The organism is Acidimicrobiales bacterium (genome assembly GCA_033344915.1).
Lineage (GTDB): Bacteria > Actinomycetota > Acidimicrobiia > Acidimicrobiales > Aldehydirespiratoraceae > JAJRXC01.
Map to the genome: position 1 here is coordinate 1,051,657 of JAWPML010000001.1, position 14,992 is coordinate 1,066,648.

The 14,992-nt window shown below is 70.0% G+C and carries 14 protein-coding genes; 9 read left to right on the top strand and 5 right to left on the bottom strand.

From position 1 onward, the window contains the following. Positions 1 to 13 precede the first annotated feature (13 nt). The 3 genes from R8F63_05030 to R8F63_05040 all read left to right on the top strand — a co-directional run bounded on the left by R8F63_05030 (position 14) and on the right by R8F63_05040 (position 3,868). Positions 14 to 1,564 carry an LCP family protein gene (locus R8F63_05030; GenBank protein ID MDW3217958.1) on the top strand — a complete coding sequence of 517 codons (1,551 nt, stop codon included), beginning with the start codon at positions 14 to 16 and terminating at the stop codon, positions 1,562 to 1,564. 91 nt (positions 1,565 to 1,655) lie between these two features. Beyond that, positions 1,656 to 2,927 carry a UDP-glucose/GDP-mannose dehydrogenase family protein gene (locus R8F63_05035; GenBank protein MDW3217959.1) on the top strand — a complete coding sequence of 424 codons (1,272 nt, stop codon included), beginning with the start codon at positions 1,656 to 1,658 and terminating at the stop codon, positions 2,925 to 2,927. Further along, positions 2,927 to 3,868 (top strand): UDP-glucuronic acid decarboxylase family protein, encoded by a 942-nt coding sequence (locus R8F63_05040; GenBank protein ID MDW3217960.1) that lies wholly within the window; start codon positions 2,927 to 2,929, stop codon positions 3,866 to 3,868. The genes R8F63_05035 and R8F63_05040 overlap by 1 nt, the downstream gene beginning before the upstream one ends. 18 nt (positions 3,869 to 3,886) lie before the next feature. On the opposite strand, the gene R8F63_05045 is transcribed toward R8F63_05040, so the two are convergent. Next, positions 3,887 to 4,849 carry a GDP-L-fucose synthase gene (locus R8F63_05045; GenBank protein MDW3217961.1) on the bottom strand — a complete coding sequence of 321 codons (963 nt, stop codon included), beginning with the start codon at positions 4,847 to 4,849 and terminating at the stop codon, positions 3,887 to 3,889. Positions 4,850 to 4,909: 60 nt separating this feature from the next. On the opposite strand from R8F63_05045, the gene R8F63_05050 reads away from it, so the two are divergent. The 6 genes from R8F63_05050 (at position 4,910) to galE (ending at position 11,356) form a co-directional block, all read left to right on the top strand. Then, a complete protein-coding gene (locus R8F63_05050) occupies positions 4,910 to 6,007 on the top strand; it encodes a glycosyltransferase family 1 protein (protein MDW3217962.1) in 1,098 nt (365 codons plus the stop codon). Next, positions 6,004 to 7,107: a glycosyltransferase family 1 protein gene (locus tag R8F63_05055; GenBank protein MDW3217963.1), complete on the top strand. Its 1,104-nt coding sequence runs from the start codon at positions 6,004 to 6,006 to the stop codon at positions 7,105 to 7,107. The genes R8F63_05050 and R8F63_05055 overlap by 4 nt, the downstream gene beginning before the upstream one ends. Before the next feature lie 22 nt (positions 7,108 to 7,129). Beyond that, positions 7,130 to 8,350 carry a glycosyltransferase family 4 protein gene (locus R8F63_05060; GenBank protein MDW3217964.1) on the top strand — a complete coding sequence of 407 codons (1,221 nt, stop codon included), beginning with the start codon at positions 7,130 to 7,132 and terminating at the stop codon, positions 8,348 to 8,350. Between the two features lie 39 nt (positions 8,351 to 8,389). Next, positions 8,390 to 9,259, top strand: coding sequence for a hypothetical protein (locus tag R8F63_05065; GenBank protein MDW3217965.1), 870 nt, complete (start codon positions 8,390 to 8,392; stop codon positions 9,257 to 9,259). A 73-nt stretch (positions 9,260 to 9,332) separates the two neighbouring features. Beyond that, positions 9,333 to 10,337 (top strand): NDP-sugar synthase, encoded by a 1,005-nt coding sequence (locus tag R8F63_05070; GenBank protein ID MDW3217966.1) that lies wholly within the window; start codon positions 9,333 to 9,335, stop codon positions 10,335 to 10,337. After that, on the top strand, positions 10,337 to 11,356 hold the full coding sequence (gene galE / locus R8F63_05075) for a UDP-glucose 4-epimerase GalE (GenBank protein MDW3217967.1): 1,020 nt from the start codon (positions 10,337 to 10,339) through the stop codon (positions 11,354 to 11,356). Before R8F63_05070 ends, galE begins: the two co-directional genes overlap by 1 nt. On the opposite strand, the gene cofE is transcribed toward galE, so the two are convergent. Genes cofE through R8F63_05095 form a run of 4 tightly spaced genes read right to left on the bottom strand, consistent with a single transcriptional unit; the run spans position 11,353 to position 14,895 of the window. Further along, positions 11,353 to 12,054, bottom strand: a complete 702-nt coding sequence (cofE, locus tag R8F63_05080; protein MDW3217968.1) for a coenzyme F420-0:L-glutamate ligase — start codon at positions 12,052 to 12,054, stop codon at positions 11,353 to 11,355. The two genes, galE and cofE, sit on opposite strands and share 4 nt — an antisense overlap. Next, positions 12,051 to 12,983, bottom strand: coding sequence for a 2-phospho-L-lactate transferase (gene cofD / locus R8F63_05085; GenBank protein ID MDW3217969.1), 933 nt, complete (start codon positions 12,981 to 12,983; stop codon positions 12,051 to 12,053). Before cofD ends, cofE begins: the two co-directional genes overlap by 4 nt. After that, positions 12,983 to 13,963, bottom strand: coding sequence for a GDP-mannose 4,6-dehydratase (gmd, locus tag R8F63_05090; protein ID MDW3217970.1), 981 nt, complete (start codon positions 13,961 to 13,963; stop codon positions 12,983 to 12,985). The genes cofD and gmd overlap by 1 nt, the downstream gene beginning before the upstream one ends. A 20-nt stretch (positions 13,964 to 13,983) precedes the next feature. Beyond that, positions 13,984 to 14,895, bottom strand: a complete 912-nt coding sequence (locus R8F63_05095; GenBank protein MDW3217971.1) for a GDP-mannose 4,6-dehydratase — start codon at positions 14,893 to 14,895, stop codon at positions 13,984 to 13,986. Between the last annotated feature and the right edge of the window lie 97 nt (positions 14,896 to 14,992).

Genomic DNA, 14,992 nt, shown 5'->3' on the forward strand with positions numbered 1-14,992 from the left:
TACATTCGGCCCGATGTCCGGAACCGGCACGGTGGTCCTTCGACGGACCTGGCCTCAGCGCATCGTCATCCTCGCCACGCTGGGTGTGATCGGTAGCGCCCTTGCCGCGGCCTGGTTCATCGACGACGTGTACCAATCCGTGTCCGAGATCGGGCGGGTGGAGATCTCCGGTGAGATCCTCCTCACCGACACGGATCCGGGCGAGCCGGTGAACTTCCTGCTGATCGGCACCGACAGCGCCCTCGGTCTCGACCCGGACGATCCGGTCCTGCAGTTCCGCGAGTTCGACGAGCAGGGTCGCTTCTTCGCGGACAGCATCACGATCCTGCGGGTCAACCCCGAGACCGGGCAGGCGTGGGTCGTCTCGCTTCCCCGTGACCTGCTCGTCGAACACAACGGTCAGCGCAAGATCAACTCGGTGTACCTCGTGGAGGGTCCGCCCGGGCTGGTCGAGGCGGTCTCGGACAATTTCGAGATCCCGATCAACCATTTCGTCTCGCTCGACTTCCTCGGGTTCCGCGAGGTGGTCGACCAACTCGACGGCATCCCGGTGTGGTTCGACAATCCCGCCCGGGACTGGAAGCCGGAGGGCGTCCCCGGTAGTGGGTTGAACATCCCCACGGCCGGCTGTCACATGCTCGACGGCGTGCAGGCGCTCCAGTACGTGCGCTCGCGCTGGTATCAGGAGCTGATCGACGGGGAGTGGACCTATCTCGGCAACGCCGACTTCGGGCGCATCGAGCGCCAGCAGGACTTCCTCGTGCTCGCCCTCGACCGGGCGATCGATCGCGGGGCGCGCGACCCGACGTCGCTCTCGGCGATGATCGAGGCGGGAGCGAACAGCATCGTTCTCGACGGCGAGTTGACGGTCGCCGAACTGATCGACCTGGGTGAGGCGTTCAGCGACTTCAACGCCGAGAACCTCGAACGCCTGACCGTCGACGTGGCGACGATCTTCAACGGTGACGTGTACGAGGGCGAGGTGCTCACCGGCGCTCGCAACGACGAGGTGTTCGCGATCTTCCGCGGCGCATCGGACCTCGTCCGGCCCCTCGATGTGATCTTCGATCTCTACGCGGCGACGCCCGAGCAGGCGCTCCAGCTGCAGGTCGAGCTCGAGGCGCAGGACTTCGCGATCGACGATCTGTTCGAACTGGATCCGTCCGAGGACGGGAACATCGTCGTGCACCCGCCCGGCCTGCGGGCCCACGCCGAGACGATCGCCCAGTACCTGCTGCCGATACCCCGGTTGGTCGAGGACCCGGATGCGACCGAGATCTCGGTGGTCATCGGCGCGCAGCACGAGCAGATCCTGTTTCTGTTCCCCCACCCGGCCGTGAAGGTGCAGTCCACCGTCGCGGCGCTGGGCGACGGCCCGATCCCGGACCTCGAGGCGGCATCGGCCGTCGCCGACACGACCTCCACGACCAGTGCGTCGACGACCTCCACGACGTCGACCACGACCACGACGAGCACGACGTCGACCACCACCACCACGACGCCGACGACCACGACGAGAGCCGGCGTGATCGGTCAGGCCCCCGAGGGCGAGTCCTGCGGCTGAACCCGCTACGCGCCGGGCTTCGCGGCCGCCTCGTACACTCATTCTGCGCCCGACGCGGCCGATTCGAGGTGCGTACTCGAAGGAGTGGTCAATGACGAGCAAAATCGCGGTGATCGGCACCGGCTACGTGGGTCTCACGACCGGGGCGTGTTTCGCCCATCTCGGACACGAGGTGATCTGTGCGGACATCGTGCCCGAGAAGGTCGAGATGCTGCGCGAGGGCGAGGTGCCCATCCACGAGGCGGGGCTGCCCGAGCTCGTGCGCGACGGGATCGACTCGGGTCGGCTGTCCTTCGTCCTCGGCGCCGAGCACGCCGTCGGCGACGCCGATTTCGTGTACCTGTGCGTGCCGACGCCCCAGTCCGCCGACGGGTCGGCGGATCTGTCCTATCTCCAGTCGGCCGCCGCCGAGATCAGCCCCCACCTCCAGGTGGGCACGGTCGTCGTGAACAAGTCCACCGTGCCGGTCGGCTCCACCCGTCTCGTCGAGCAGGCGATGCAACGCTCCGACATCCCGGTCGTCTCCAACCCCGAGTTCCTCCGTGAGGGCACGGCGGTGGACGACTTCCTCAACCCCGACCGCGTCGTCATCGGGGCCGACGACCAGGCCGCCGCCGGCCGCGTCGCCTCGCTCTACCTGGGCGTACGGGCGCCCGTGATGGTCACCGACCCCGCATCGGCGGAGACCTGCAAGTACGCCGCCAACGCCTTCCTCGCCACGAAGCTCTCGTTCACCAACGCCATCGCGGCGGTGTGTGAGGCCGTCGGCGCGGACGTCAACGACGTGCTCCTCGGCATGGGCTACGACCACCGGATCGGTCACGAGTTCCTGCGACCCGGGCCCGGCTGGGGCGGGTCGTGCTTCCCGAAGGACTCGCGGGCGATCATCTCGATCGCCGAGGATGCCGGCTACGACTTCGCCCTCATGCGCGGTGTGGTCACCGTCAACGAGGAGCAGTTCGAGCGGATCGTCCGCAAGGTGGGTTCGGTCACGCAGCTCGACGGCGCGACGGTCGCGATGCTCGGTCTGGCGTTCAAGGCCGGCACCGACGACATCCGCGAATCACCCGCCCTCGCGGTTGCCCGCCGGCTGATCGCCGCCGGCGCCACGGTTCGGGGCTACGACCCCGCGGTGAAGTCCGTGGACATCGACGGTCTCGACGTCGTCGACGATGCCTACGCCGCGTGTGAGGGCGCCAACGCGCTCGTCGTCGCCACCGAGTGGGACGACTTCAAGTGGCTCGACCTCGACAAGATCGCCGATTCGATGGCGGAGAAGCACGTGATCGATGCCCGCAACCTGCTCGACCGCGGTGCGGTCCGGCGGCGCGGCTTCACCTACCAGGGCGTCGGGCGCAACTGATGGCCCGAGTGGTCGTCACGGGTGGCGCCGGTTTCCTCGGTTCCCATCTGTGTGATCGCCTGCTCGACCGGGGTGACGAGGTCGTCTGCATCGACAACCTCGTCACCGGCGACCTCGCCAACGTCGCCCACCTTCGGGACAACGAGCGGTTCGGCTTCCGCGAGCACGACGTGTCCAACTACATCGACGTGGAAGGGCATGTGGACGCGGTCCTGCACTTCGCGAGCCCGGCCTCGCCGATCGATTATCTCGAGATGCCGATCCAGACCCTGAAGGTCGGCTCGCTCGGCACCCACAACACGCTCGGGCTCGCCAAGGCGAAGGGGGCGACCTTCTTCCTCGCCTCGACGTCGGAGGTCTACGGCGACCCGCATCAACATCCACAACAGGAGACGTACTGGGGCAACGTGAACCCGGTCGGCCCCCGCGGCGTGTACGACGAGGCGAAGCGGTTCGCCGAGGCGATGACGATGGCGTACCACCGCTACCACGGCCTCGACACGCGGATCGTGCGCATCTTCAACACCTACGGTCCGCGGATGCGTCCCAACGACGGCCGGGTGGTCTCGAACTTCATCGTCCAGGCCCTGCGGGGCGACGACCTCACCGTCTACGGCGACGGCAGCCAGTCCCGCAGCTTCTGCTATGTCGACGACGAGGTCCGTGGCCTGCTGGCCCTGTTGGACAGCGACGAGCACGACCCGGTCAACATCGGCAATCCCCACGAGTTCACCGTCGCCGAGCTCGCCGCCACCGTGGTCGACATCGTGGATTCGCCGTCAGCCATCGTGCACCGGCCGCTCCCGGTCGACGACCCCACGCAGCGGTGCCCCGACATCACGCGGGCCCGCGAGCTCCTCGGGTGGACGCCCGTGGTGCAGCTCCGTGAGGGCATCGAGCGCACGGCCGCCCACATCGAGGGCATCCTCGCCGCGTCCTGACCCGCGAACGCGACCGGCTCAGTTGCGACGGGCTTCGGCCTCGTCGCGGTTGGCCTCGAACCAGGCGATCGTGGCGGCCAACCCGTCGCGGAAGTCGGTGGCGGCCTCGAAGCCGAACAGGTCCCGGGCCCGGGTCGGATCGACGCAGCGGCGGGGCTGGCCGTCCGGGCGCGTCTCGTCCCAGCGGATGCGGCCCTCGAAGCCGCTGAGCTCGGCGATGATCTCGACCAATTCCTTGATGAGCATCTCCCGGTTGGCGCCGAGGTTGACCGGTTCCGCCCCGTCGTAGCGCTCCGCCGCGGTGACGATCCCCTCGGCGGCGTCCTCGACGTAGAGGAACTCGCGGCTGGCCCCGCCCGTACCCCACACTTCGATCTCCTCGGCACCTTCCTCGCGCGCCATGACGCACTTGCGGATCAGCGCCGGGATCACATGGCTCACGTCCGGGTGGAACTTGTCGCCCGGGCCGTAGAGGTTCGTGGGCATGAGGTAGATGCCCCGCTGGCCGTACTGCTCACGGTTCGCCTGCAGATGGGTGAGCTGGGCGAGCTTGGCGACGCCGTAGGGCGCGTTGGTCTCCTCGGGATAGCCCATCCAGAGTGAGGTCTCCTGGAACGGCACCGGCGTGTGTTTCGGGTAGCTGCAGATCGTGCCGACCACGACCGTCTTGTCGACATCGGCGGCGCGGGACGCCTCGATGACGTTGGTGCCGAGCATGAGGTTCTGGAGGTAGAGCGAACCGGGGTTCTCCATGTTGGCGCCGATGCCCCCGACTCGCGCGGCGAGATGGATGACACAATCCGGCGCGGCCTCGGCGATCGCAGCGTCGGCCGCGGCGCGGTCGAGGAGATCGACCTCGCGGCTCGACGGCGCCACCACGTCGGTCACACCCCGGGCGCGCAGCGAGCGTTGGACGGCTTGGCCGAGGAAGCCACCGCCTCCGGTCAGGAAGATGCGCTGGTTCGGGAAGTCGGCGGCCATGCGATGGAGCGTAGTGCGGGTATTGCCGCAGGACTTTCCGCCCGTGCCAGACTCCGGTCCGTGCCTCGCCGTGTCGCAGCCGTCGTCGAACAGAGTTGGCATCGCGTGCCCGGGGGCACCGCGATCTCGACCGTGCGAACGCTCGACGCGATCGCCCGCCGTCCGGACTGGGACGTGGTCGGGCTCGCCGCCTGGCATCGCGGTGCTCCGGACGCGGTGGCCGTGCCGACGGTCCCCGTGGTGCACCACCGGCTTCCCCGTCGTGCCCTCTACGAGGCCTGGCAGCGATGGCGACGGCCCTCCGTGCAGCGGCGGACCGGGCCGGTCGACGTCATCCACGCGACCGGCGGGGTTGTCCCGCCCGCCGGTGGGGCCGCCCTCGTCGTCACCCTCCACGATCTGGCCTTTCTTCGACGTCCCGAGCACTTCACCGCCCACGGCGTGGCGTTCATGATGCGGGCTTTCGCGCTCGCGAAAGCGGAGGCCGACCTGATCATCGTCCCCTCCGAATCGACCGCCGCCGAGTGCCGCGACCACGGCATCGACACCAATCGACTGCGGGTCGTGCCCTGGGGGGTGACGCCTGCGTCGGTCACCCCGATCGATCGGGAACGAGTCGCGGCCCGCCACGGGCTGCCCGAGGACTTCGTGCTGTGGGTCGGCTCGGCGGAGCCCCGCAAGAACCTGCACGGGCTCGTCGCGGCGGCCCGCGACGCCGACTTGGCGCTGCCGCTCGTGCTGGCCGGTCCGCAGGGGTGGGACGTCGACATCGGTGCGCTGCTGGCCGAATCGCCGCCCGGCACCCGCCACCTGGGCGTGGTCGATCCCGCCGACCTTCCCGCGCTCATGGAGATGGCCACGGCGTTCGTGTACCCGAGCTTCCAGGAAGGGTTCGGCATGCCGGTGCTCGAGGCCATGGCGCAGGGGACCGCGGTGATCACCAGCCGGGGGACGGCCACCGAGGAGGTCGCCGGCGACGCGGCGCTGCTCGTCGAACCCGAGGACCGGGCGGCGCTGGGGGACGCACTCCGCGCGATCTCCGAGGACAGTGAACTGCGCGGCCGCCTCGGTGGGGAGGGGCGGGCGCGGGCCGCGGCGTTCTCGTGGGACACCACGGCCGCGGTGACCGAGGCGGTCTACGACGAGGCGTCGACATGATCCGCGTCGTGGCGAATCTGTCGTGGCTCGTGCCCGGCCGCGTCGGCGGCAGCGAGCAGTACACGGTGCGCCTGCTGCGAGCGGTGCGCGACGTCGCGCCGGACGACATCAACCTCGGGGTTGTCGCCTCGTCGCCCTTGCTCGACGCCCACCCGGACCTGCGGGACGTCGCGGTCGCCGAGTTGGGTGGACCGATGCACATCCGCCCGGTCCGGATCCTCGCGGAGTCCACGACGGTTCGCCGGGCGACGGCCCATGCCGACGTGGTGCACCACTTCGGCGGTCGGGTGCCCGCCCGCCGGGCCCCGCGTGCCGCCCACGTCGTCACGGTGCACGACCTGCAACCGATCCACCTGCCCGAGAACTTCTCCGCCGCCAAGCGGGCGTACCTCCGTTGGGCACTGCCCCGCTCGGTCGACCGGGCGACGCTGGTGATGACGCCGTCGATGTGGGTCGCCCGCACGGTCGTGGACGAATACGGCGTGGACCCGGCGCGGGTGCGGGCCGTGTCGTCCACGTGGGACACGGCAACCGACGTCGACGACGGACTCGCCGCGGGACTCGGCGTCGGTCCTGTCGTGCTCTACCCGGCGGTCACCCACCCGCACAAGGAGCACGCGACGCTCATCGCCGCGGTGCGGGCCCTGGCCGAGCGGCGCCCCGATGTGCGCCTCGTCCTCACCGGCGGTGAAGGTCGGGCCGAGGCCGCCGTCACGGCTGCATCGCGCGGTGCGCCCGTGATCCGGCTCGGACGGGTCTCCGCCGCCCAGCTGCGGGCGCTGCTCGGGCGGGCCGATGTGCTGGCCTTTCCCTCGTGCTACGAAGGCTTCGGGCTCCCCGTCATCGAAGCGATGCGCGCCCGCACCCCGGTCGTCGCCCGGACGAACGGCGCCGTGGCCGAGGTGCTGGACGGCTGTGGCACGCTCGTGGAGACGGCCGATCCGGGGGCGTGGGCCGACGCACTCGACGTCGCGCTCGCCGCCGACGAGGCGACGCTGGACGCCGCGGCGACCCGGGCAGAGCACTATGCGCCGGCGGTCGCAGCCGCACGGCTCCTCGACGCGTGGCGCGTCGCCGCAGGGTCGTCGACCTCGCGCTGATCGGTGTGCGAGGCTGCCGCCCGTGCGCATCCTGGTCGTCTGCCCGCACTTCGAGCCCGATGTCGCGCCGACGGGCGTGGTGATCACCGAGATCGTGCACCAGCTCGCCGCGGCCGGCCACGAGCTCGACGTCGTCACGTCGCTGCCCTGGTACGAGTCGCACGCGATCGAGGACGGGTGGGGTGGGCGTCCGGTCCGGCGCGAATCGACGGCGTGGGGTCGCATCACGCGGGTCCACCCGTTTCCGACCGACAAGACGAGCATTCCCGCCCGCGCCGCGGGCTTCGCGGGGTTCACGGTGCTGGCCACGATCGTCGCCGTGCTGCGCCGTCGTCGCCCGGACGTGGTCCTGGCGATGTCGCCGCCACTCACGCTCGGGCTCACCGGCTGGGTCGCGGCCCGGCTTCGCCGCGTGCCCTACGTCTTCAACATCCAGGACGTGTTCCCCGACGTGGCCGTGGAGGTGGGCGCGATCACGAACCCGCGTCTGATCCGCTTCCTCCGGTGGCTCGAACGGTTCACCTACCGCCGCGCCGACGCGGTCACCGTGCTCAGCGACGACCTGCGGGCCAACGTCGAGGAGAAGCTCGCGGGCAGGGGCGGCACCGAGGTGCGGGTCATCCCGAATTTCGTGGACACCGACCGCATCACGCCGGGCCCGCGGGAGAACGGCTATCGCGACGAGTTCGGCCTCGGCGACAGAACCGTGGTCATGTACGCGGGCAACCTCGGGTTCAGCCAGCCGCTCGAACTCATGGTCGAGGCGGCCCGGTCGTTGCAGGAGCGCGACGACCTGGTGTTCGTCGTCAACGGTGGCGGCTCGACCCGACCGGCGCTCGAAGCGGCGGCGCGGGGGCTCACCAACATCCGCTTCGTGGATTTCCAACCCGCCGAACGGCTCCCGGAAGTGTTGGCCGCGGCGGACATCCACGTGATCGCGTTGCGGTCCGGCCTCGGGCGGTCGTCCGTGCCCTCCAAGATGTATTCGATCCTCGCCGCCGGACGCCCCGTGCTCGCCTCGATCGACGCGGGCACCGAGGTCCAGCGGGTGATCGACGCGACGGGCGCGGGCACGACGGTGCCGCCCGACGATGCGGCGGCGTTTCGCCAGGGAGTGCTCGATCTCGTCGATCGGGACCGCGCGACGATGGGGGAGCGGGGACGCGCCTTCGTGGAGGAATGGGTCTCGCCGGCCGGCGTCGCGACCGCCTACGCGGACCTCTTCGAGGAACTGCGGAGGTGAACGCAGGGAAGCGGGTGGCGACCGCTAGCGTGGTCGCTCGTGGGTAAGGCAAGTTCGTCCAAGAAGGTCCAGCGCGCGGCTCGTGCCGCGGCCTCGTCGCGTGGCACCGGCGAGCGCCGGGAACGCACGTTCCCGATGGTGATCGCCGTGATCGTGCTGCTCGGCATCGGTCTCGTCGTCGCGTCCCGAGCGTCACGCGACCCGATCATCGACCCGCTGGTCGGCGATCACTGGCACTCCGCCTACGAGTTCTACGACTGTGGCTCCCTGCTGCCGACGCTCGCCGACGAGTCGGGCCCCGACGGCATCCACAGCCACGGCGACGGCCTGTTCCACATCCACCCGCGCAACAGCTCGGCGACGGGTGTCGACGCCAACCTCGGCGTGTTCTTCGCCGCAGCCAGCCTCTCGGTCGGCACCGACCTCGTCGTGTCGAACAGCCCGGTCGACGTCGGTTTCGCGGGGCTCGATGCCAGTACCGGGTGCGGCGACGACGACAGCCAGATCGTCGTGGGTCGCTGGAACGTCGACGGGAACGAGCCGGAGCTCGAGACCGTGTACACCGACGACTTCGCGGAGATCCGCTTCCTGCACGAGCGGGAGGCGTTCACGATCGCCAAGGTCGTCGTGGGCGAGGACCCGCCGGCTCCGTCCGAGGCCGTCCTGGCCCAACTCGCCAGCACGACGGGCACGACGAACCTCTTCTCCGAGAACCCGATCCTTCCGCCGCTCGAGGGTGAGGACGACGGTACGACCGACGACGGCGCGACCGACGTCGGCGCCACCGATGGCGAGCCGACGGACGACGGCGCGACCGACGACGGCGCCACGACCGATGGCGAGCCGACCGACAGCACCGACGGGGCCGACGATTCGACCACGGACGAGGCACCGGCCACCGACGAGTAGTGGGGTCGCCGACGCCGCGCCGCGGTAGGTTCGCACCCGTCGGCCGGCGAGTCGACATCGTCTCGGAGGTGTCATGAAGGCTGTCGTTCTCGTCGGTGGATTCGGTACGCGTCTGCGGCCGCTCACCCTGACGACACCGAAGCAGATGCTCCCGGTGATCGATCGGCCCATGCTCGAGCACGTCGTCGCCGGCCTCGGCGCTCATGGCGTTGACGAGGTCACCCTGTCGCTCGGCTACAAGGAGGACGTCTTCCGTGACGCGTATCCCGCCGGCGAATGCGCGGGTGTAGCCCTGAACTACGCCGTGGAACCGGAGCCCCTCGACACGGCCGGGGCCGTGCGTTTCGCGGCGGAGGCCGCCGGTATCGACGAGACCTTCATCGTCATCAACGGCGACGTCTTCACGGACCTCGACGTGCGCTCGGTGTGGGACCGTCACCTCGAGGTCGGCGCCGAGGGCACGATCGCACTCACCCCCGTCGACGATCCGTCGCGCTACGGCGTGGTGCCGACCGATGACGATGGCCGCGTCCTCGGGTTCGTCGAGAAGCCGCCCCGTGACGAGGCACCGACCAACTGGATCAATGCCGGAACCTATGTGCTCGAGCCGTCCGTGCTCGCCCGTATCGACACCGGCCGCCGGGTTTCCATCGAGCGGGAGACGTTCCCCGCGATCGTCGCCGACGGCGGGCTGTGGGCCGTGCAGTCGGACGCCTACTGGGTCGACGCGGGCACGCCGGACACCTATCTCCAGATCCAGATGGACCTGCTCGACGGCGTGCGTGGCGATCCGGTCGACGGCATCTCCGCCGACGCGAGGATCGCCGACCACGCCACCGTCGAGCGGTCCGTGGTGATGGCCGGCGCATCGGTGGCCGACGGCGCCGTCGTGCGCGATGCGGTGGTCTCCGTCGGAGCGACGGTGGGCGCCGGCGCAACGGTGGAAGGCTCGGTCGTCGGCCCGAATGCGGTCGTCGGCGAACGGGCGAAGCTGACGGGTATGTCCATGATCGGCGAGGGAGCCGTCGTCGAGGCGGGCCTGGCGCTCGATGGTGCCCGGCTCCCGGCGAGCGACTGATGGCGACGCTGGTCACCGGTGGCGCCGGATACATCGGCTCGCACACGGCCGTGGCGCTCCACGACGCCGGCCGCGACGTCGTGATCGTCGACAACCTCTCGAACTCCTCACCGAAGGCCGTCGACGCCGTACGGGCGCTCACCACGGAGGACCTCGCCTTCGTCGAGGCCGACCTGCTGGACACCGACGCCCTCGTGCGGATCTTCGCGGACCACACGATCGACGAGGTCGTCCACTTCGCCGCCCACAAGGCGGTCGGGGAGTCCGTCGAGAAGCCGCTCACCTACTACCGCAACAACCTCGGGAGCACCATCGGGCTCGTGGAGGCCATGGCCGAACACGGTGTCTCCAAGCTGGTGTTCTCGTCGTCGTGCACCGTCTACGGGGAACCCGACGTCGTCCCGGTGACCGAGTCCGCCCCCACGGGCGCGCAGAGCCCCTACGGCTGGACCAAGTACATGAGCGAGCAGATCCTCCGCGATGCGGCGGGCGCCATGCCGCTCGACGTGGTGCTGCTCCGCTACTTCAACCCCGTCGGCGCCCACCCCAGCGGCACGATCGGCGAGGACCCGAACGGCATCCCGAACAATCTCGTCCCGTTCGTGATGCAGGTGGCGGTCGGCCGACTCGATCAGGTCCGGGTCTTCGGCGACGACTACGACACGCCGGACGGCACCGGGGTGCGTGACTACATCCACGTGATGGATCTCGCGGAGGCACACGTCGCCGCGCTCGAGGCGCTGGCCTCCGGCCGGCTCCGGGGCGCCCATCCCGTGAACGTCGGCACGGGGAACGGCTACAGCGTGCTCGAGGTCATCCGCGCGGCCAGCCAGGCGGTCGGTCGGGATCTTCCCTATGAAGTGGTCGGCCGGCGCCCCGGCGACATCGCCAAGACCTGGGCGGCCACCGACCATGCGGCCGACGTGCTCGACTGGCGGGCCCGCCGCGGCATCGACGAGATGCTCGCGGATCACTGGCGTTGGCAGTCGCAGAACCCCGACGGGTTCGCCCGCACCTAGCGGAAGAGGTCCTCGGCGGGATCCCGCACGATCTCGGCCACGACGCCGCTCGGTCGGAACCACGCGGCCGGGAGCCCGCGCACGATGGCGACGCAGATCCCCTCCGCCTTGCCCATGACGAGATCCGCGGCGGCGGCGATCTCGTCGACCGCGGCGACCTCGGTGACCATCAGCTCGCGACCGAGCGCGTCCGTGGTGCCCCGGAGGTCGACGACCGCGGCGATGCCGGCGCAGCCGATCGCGACGTCCGTGACCCCGCGTCGCCACGGACGGCCGAAGGTGTCGCTGACGACGATCCCGACGTCCAGGCCGGCCCGGGCCTGCAACCGGTCCTTGATGCCGCGGGCCGAGCGGTCGCTGTCGACGGGGAGGAGAGCGGCCTGCCCCCGCTCGACGTTCGACAGATCGATGCCCGCGTTGGCACACACGAACCCGTGTTCCGTCTCGGAGATGATCAGCTCGCCTCGGCGGCGCAGGATGCGCACGGACTCCCGCTCGACGAGCGGCTTGTGGGAGAGCGGGTCCGACGGGTCGATGTCGACCAGGCGGTTCTCGGCCTTCGACACGACCTTCTGGGTGATGACGAGACAGTCGCCGTCGCGGACGTCGGTGTCGGCGCCGATGATGAGATCGGCGAGGTCGTCGCCGGGGCGGACCTCGCCGATGCCGTGCACCGGGATGATCTCGAGTGCGCTCATCGTGGTCCTCCTGCGGCGTGGCACGCGCGGGCGAGTGCTGCCGCGATGCCTGGTTCGGACATGATCGTCGGCATCGCGATGGCGCGCATGCCGGCGTCCTCGATCTCCGGCACGAGATGGGCGTCGACGTCGTCGACGACGAGGGTGGCCGCCAGGTCGCGGTAGCGCCGGGCAACGCCGACGACCGTGGACTCCTCGCCGAGCTCGCGCAACATGCGGTCCGCCGGGCCCTTCAACGCCTTCCCGCCGATGATCGGCGAGACGGCGACGTTGCGGTCGCGGCGGGCCTGGACCCGCTCACGGACGCCGGGGATCGCCAGCACGGGCCCGATCGAGACGATCGGGTTGCTCGGCGCGATCACCAGGGTGTCGGCCTCGTCGATCGCCGCGAGGGTGGCCGCGGTCGGGGTGGCGGCCTCGGCGCCGACGAAGCGCACCGCAGAGACCGCGACGTCGTGCTGGCGTCCGACGAAGTACTCCTGGAAGCCGATCTCGCCGCCCTCGACGAGCGTCACCCGGGTCTCCACCGGGTCATCCGTGACGGGCAGGAGACGGCACCGGAGATCCCAGGCGGCGGTGATCTCCGCGGTGACCTCGGTGAGCGTCGCGCCCTCGGCGAGGCGGTCGGTGCGGTAGAGGTGGGTGCCGAGGTCGCGGTCGCCGAGGCTGAACCAGTTCTCCCCGCCGTAGCGTCCGAGCTCGGCCATCGCCTGCCAGCTCTCGTCGACGAGTCCCCAACCACGATCGGGATCGATCGCCCCGGCGAGGGTGTAGGTGCACGTGTCGAGGTCCGGGCACACCCGCAGCCCGTGCAGGGTGACGTCGTCACCGACGTTCACGATCGCGGTGACCGTCGCCGGGTCGAACGCCTCGAGAGCACCCCGCAGATAGCGGGCTGCGCCGACGCCGCCGGCGAGCACCGTGTGCATCAGGCCAGGCCGCGGAGGCGACCCTCGAGCAGATCGAGGTCGGCGTCGACCATCATCCGGACGAGGTCGGAGAACGGTGTCTGCGGCACCCAACCCAGCTCGTCGGCGGCCTTGCTGGCGTCACCGACCAGCAGATCGACCTCCGCGGGTCGCATGAAGGTCTCGTCGACGACCACGTACTTCTCCCAGTCGAGCCCGACATGGTCGAAGGCGAGTTCGCAGAACTCCCGCACCGAGTGGGTCTCGCCGGTACAGACCACATAGTCCTCCGGAGTGTCGCGTTGGAGCATGCGCCACATCGCGTCGACATAGTCGCCCGCGAATCCCCAGTCCCGTTTGGCGTCGAGGTTGCCGAGGCGGAGTTCGTCGATCTTGCCGAGCTTGATCTGGGCGACGGCGTGGCTGATCTTGCGGGTGACGAACTCGAGGCCACGGCGGGGCGACTCGTGGTTGAAGAGGATGCCGGACGTGCCGTGCAGTCCGTACGACTCGCGATAGTTGACGGTGATCCAGTGGCCGTAGACCTTGGCGACGCCGTAGGGGCTGCGGGGGTGGAACGGGGTGCTCTCGGTCTGGGGGACCTCCTGGACCTTCCCGAACATCTCCGAGGAGCTCGCCTGGTAGAAGCGGATCTCCGGATCGACCAGGCGGATGGCGTCGAGCAGCCGGGTGACCCCGAGGGCGGTGGTCTCGCCGGTGAGCACCGGTTGCCCGAACGAGGTCTGCACGAACGACTGGGCCGCGAGGTTGTAGACCTCGGCCGGTCGGTAGGTGCGCAGGATCTCGATCATGGAGACCTCGTCGAGGAGGTCGCCCGGCACGAACCGGACCTTGTCCTGGATGTGGGCGATGCGTTCGAAGTTCACCGTGCTGGATCGCCGAACCATGCCGATCACCTCGTAGCCCTTGTCGAGCAGCAGTTCGGCGAGGTACGAGCCGTCCTGCCCGGTGATCCCGGTGATGAGTGCGCGCTTGGCCACGGTGTCCTTCTCTCGAGAATTCAGACGATCTCGGGGCTGGTGACACCCTCGGGGTGAGTGCGCCAGTAGTCCAGCAGATCGTGCAGCGTAGTGGCGAGGTCGACCTGCGGCTCCCAGCCGGTCGCCTCGGTGATCTTCTTGTGGTCGCCCCGCAGCACCGGAAGGTCGACGGGGCGGTAGAGCTTGTCGTCGACCTCGAGCGTCATCTCGTGCTCGGCGAGCGAGATGAGCATGTCCGCGAGCTCCCTGATGGGCCGGTCCACGCCCGAGCAGATGTGGTACACCTCGCCGGCCTCGCCCTCGGTCACGAGAAGACGGTACGCCCTTGCCACGTCGCGGACGTCGGTGAAGTCCCGCCGGGCGTCCAGGTTGCCGACCCGCACCGTCGTGGCCCCGCTTCGTTCGTTCGCGACGATCCGGCTCGCGATGGCCGAAGCCACGAACTTGTCGTTCTGGCCCGGGCCGAGATGGTTGAACGCCCGCGCTCGCACGACCTCGAGTCCGTGGGCCAGGCCCGCCGTGACGCACATGATGTCCGCGGCCGCCTTGCTGGCGCCGTAGGGGCTCACCGGGCGCGCGGGCTGCGACTCGGTGAGCGGGAGATCGGCTGCCGTGACGGGGCCGTAGATGTCGGCACTCGTCACCGCGAGGACGCGTTGCACACCGGCGGCCAGCGCCGCGTCGAGCACGTTGACCGTGCCCTCCACGTTGACCCGCAGCGTCGGAATGGGCTGATCCCAGGAACCACCCACGTCGGCCTGGGCCGCGAGGTGGTACACGACGTCGGGAGCGGCGTCGACGAGGTGGGCGCGAAAACGGTCGCGGTCGGTGATGTCCACGGCCGACTCCAGGACCTCGTCGCCGCAGCTGCGGAGGTGCCTGACCAGGTGAATGCCGACGAACCCGTTGGCGCCGGTGACGAGAGCCCGCATGCGGCGATGACTCTACGGCTGCGATGCCGGGCGCTCAACCATGCGCTCCCCACGGTGGCCCCGCCGCCGCCGAGCGGAGCGGTAGCCTCGCACGATC

What these genes read in the sequence shown, in the direction of transcription:
- R8F63_05030 (MDW3217958.1), top strand. Translation starts at nt 14, where the DNA reads ATGTCCGGAACCGGCACGGTGGTCCTTCGACGGACCTGGCCTCAGCGC.
- R8F63_05035 (MDW3217959.1), top strand. Translation starts at nt 1,656, where the DNA reads ATGACGAGCAAAATCGCGGTGATCGGCACCGGCTACGTGGGTCTCACG.
- R8F63_05040 (MDW3217960.1), top strand. Translation starts at nt 2,927, where the DNA reads ATGGCCCGAGTGGTCGTCACGGGTGGCGCCGGTTTCCTCGGTTCCCAT.
- R8F63_05045 (MDW3217961.1), bottom strand. Translation starts at nt 4,849, where the DNA reads ATGGCCGCCGACTTCCCGAACCAGCGCATCTTCCTGACCGGAGGCGGT.
- R8F63_05055 (MDW3217963.1), top strand. Translation starts at nt 6,004, where the DNA reads ATGATCCGCGTCGTGGCGAATCTGTCGTGGCTCGTGCCCGGCCGCGTC.
- R8F63_05070 (MDW3217966.1), top strand. Translation starts at nt 9,333, where the DNA reads ATGAAGGCTGTCGTTCTCGTCGGTGGATTCGGTACGCGTCTGCGGCCG.
- galE (MDW3217967.1), top strand. Translation starts at nt 10,337, where the DNA reads ATGGCGACGCTGGTCACCGGTGGCGCCGGATACATCGGCTCGCACACG.
- cofE (MDW3217968.1), bottom strand. Translation starts at nt 12,054, where the DNA reads ATGAGCGCACTCGAGATCATCCCGGTGCACGGCATCGGCGAGGTCCGC.
- cofD (MDW3217969.1), bottom strand. Translation starts at nt 12,983, where the DNA reads ATGCACACGGTGCTCGCCGGCGGCGTCGGCGCAGCCCGCTATCTGCGG.
- R8F63_05095 (MDW3217971.1), bottom strand. Translation starts at nt 14,895, where the DNA reads ATGCGGGCTCTCGTCACCGGCGCCAACGGGTTCGTCGGCATTCACCTG.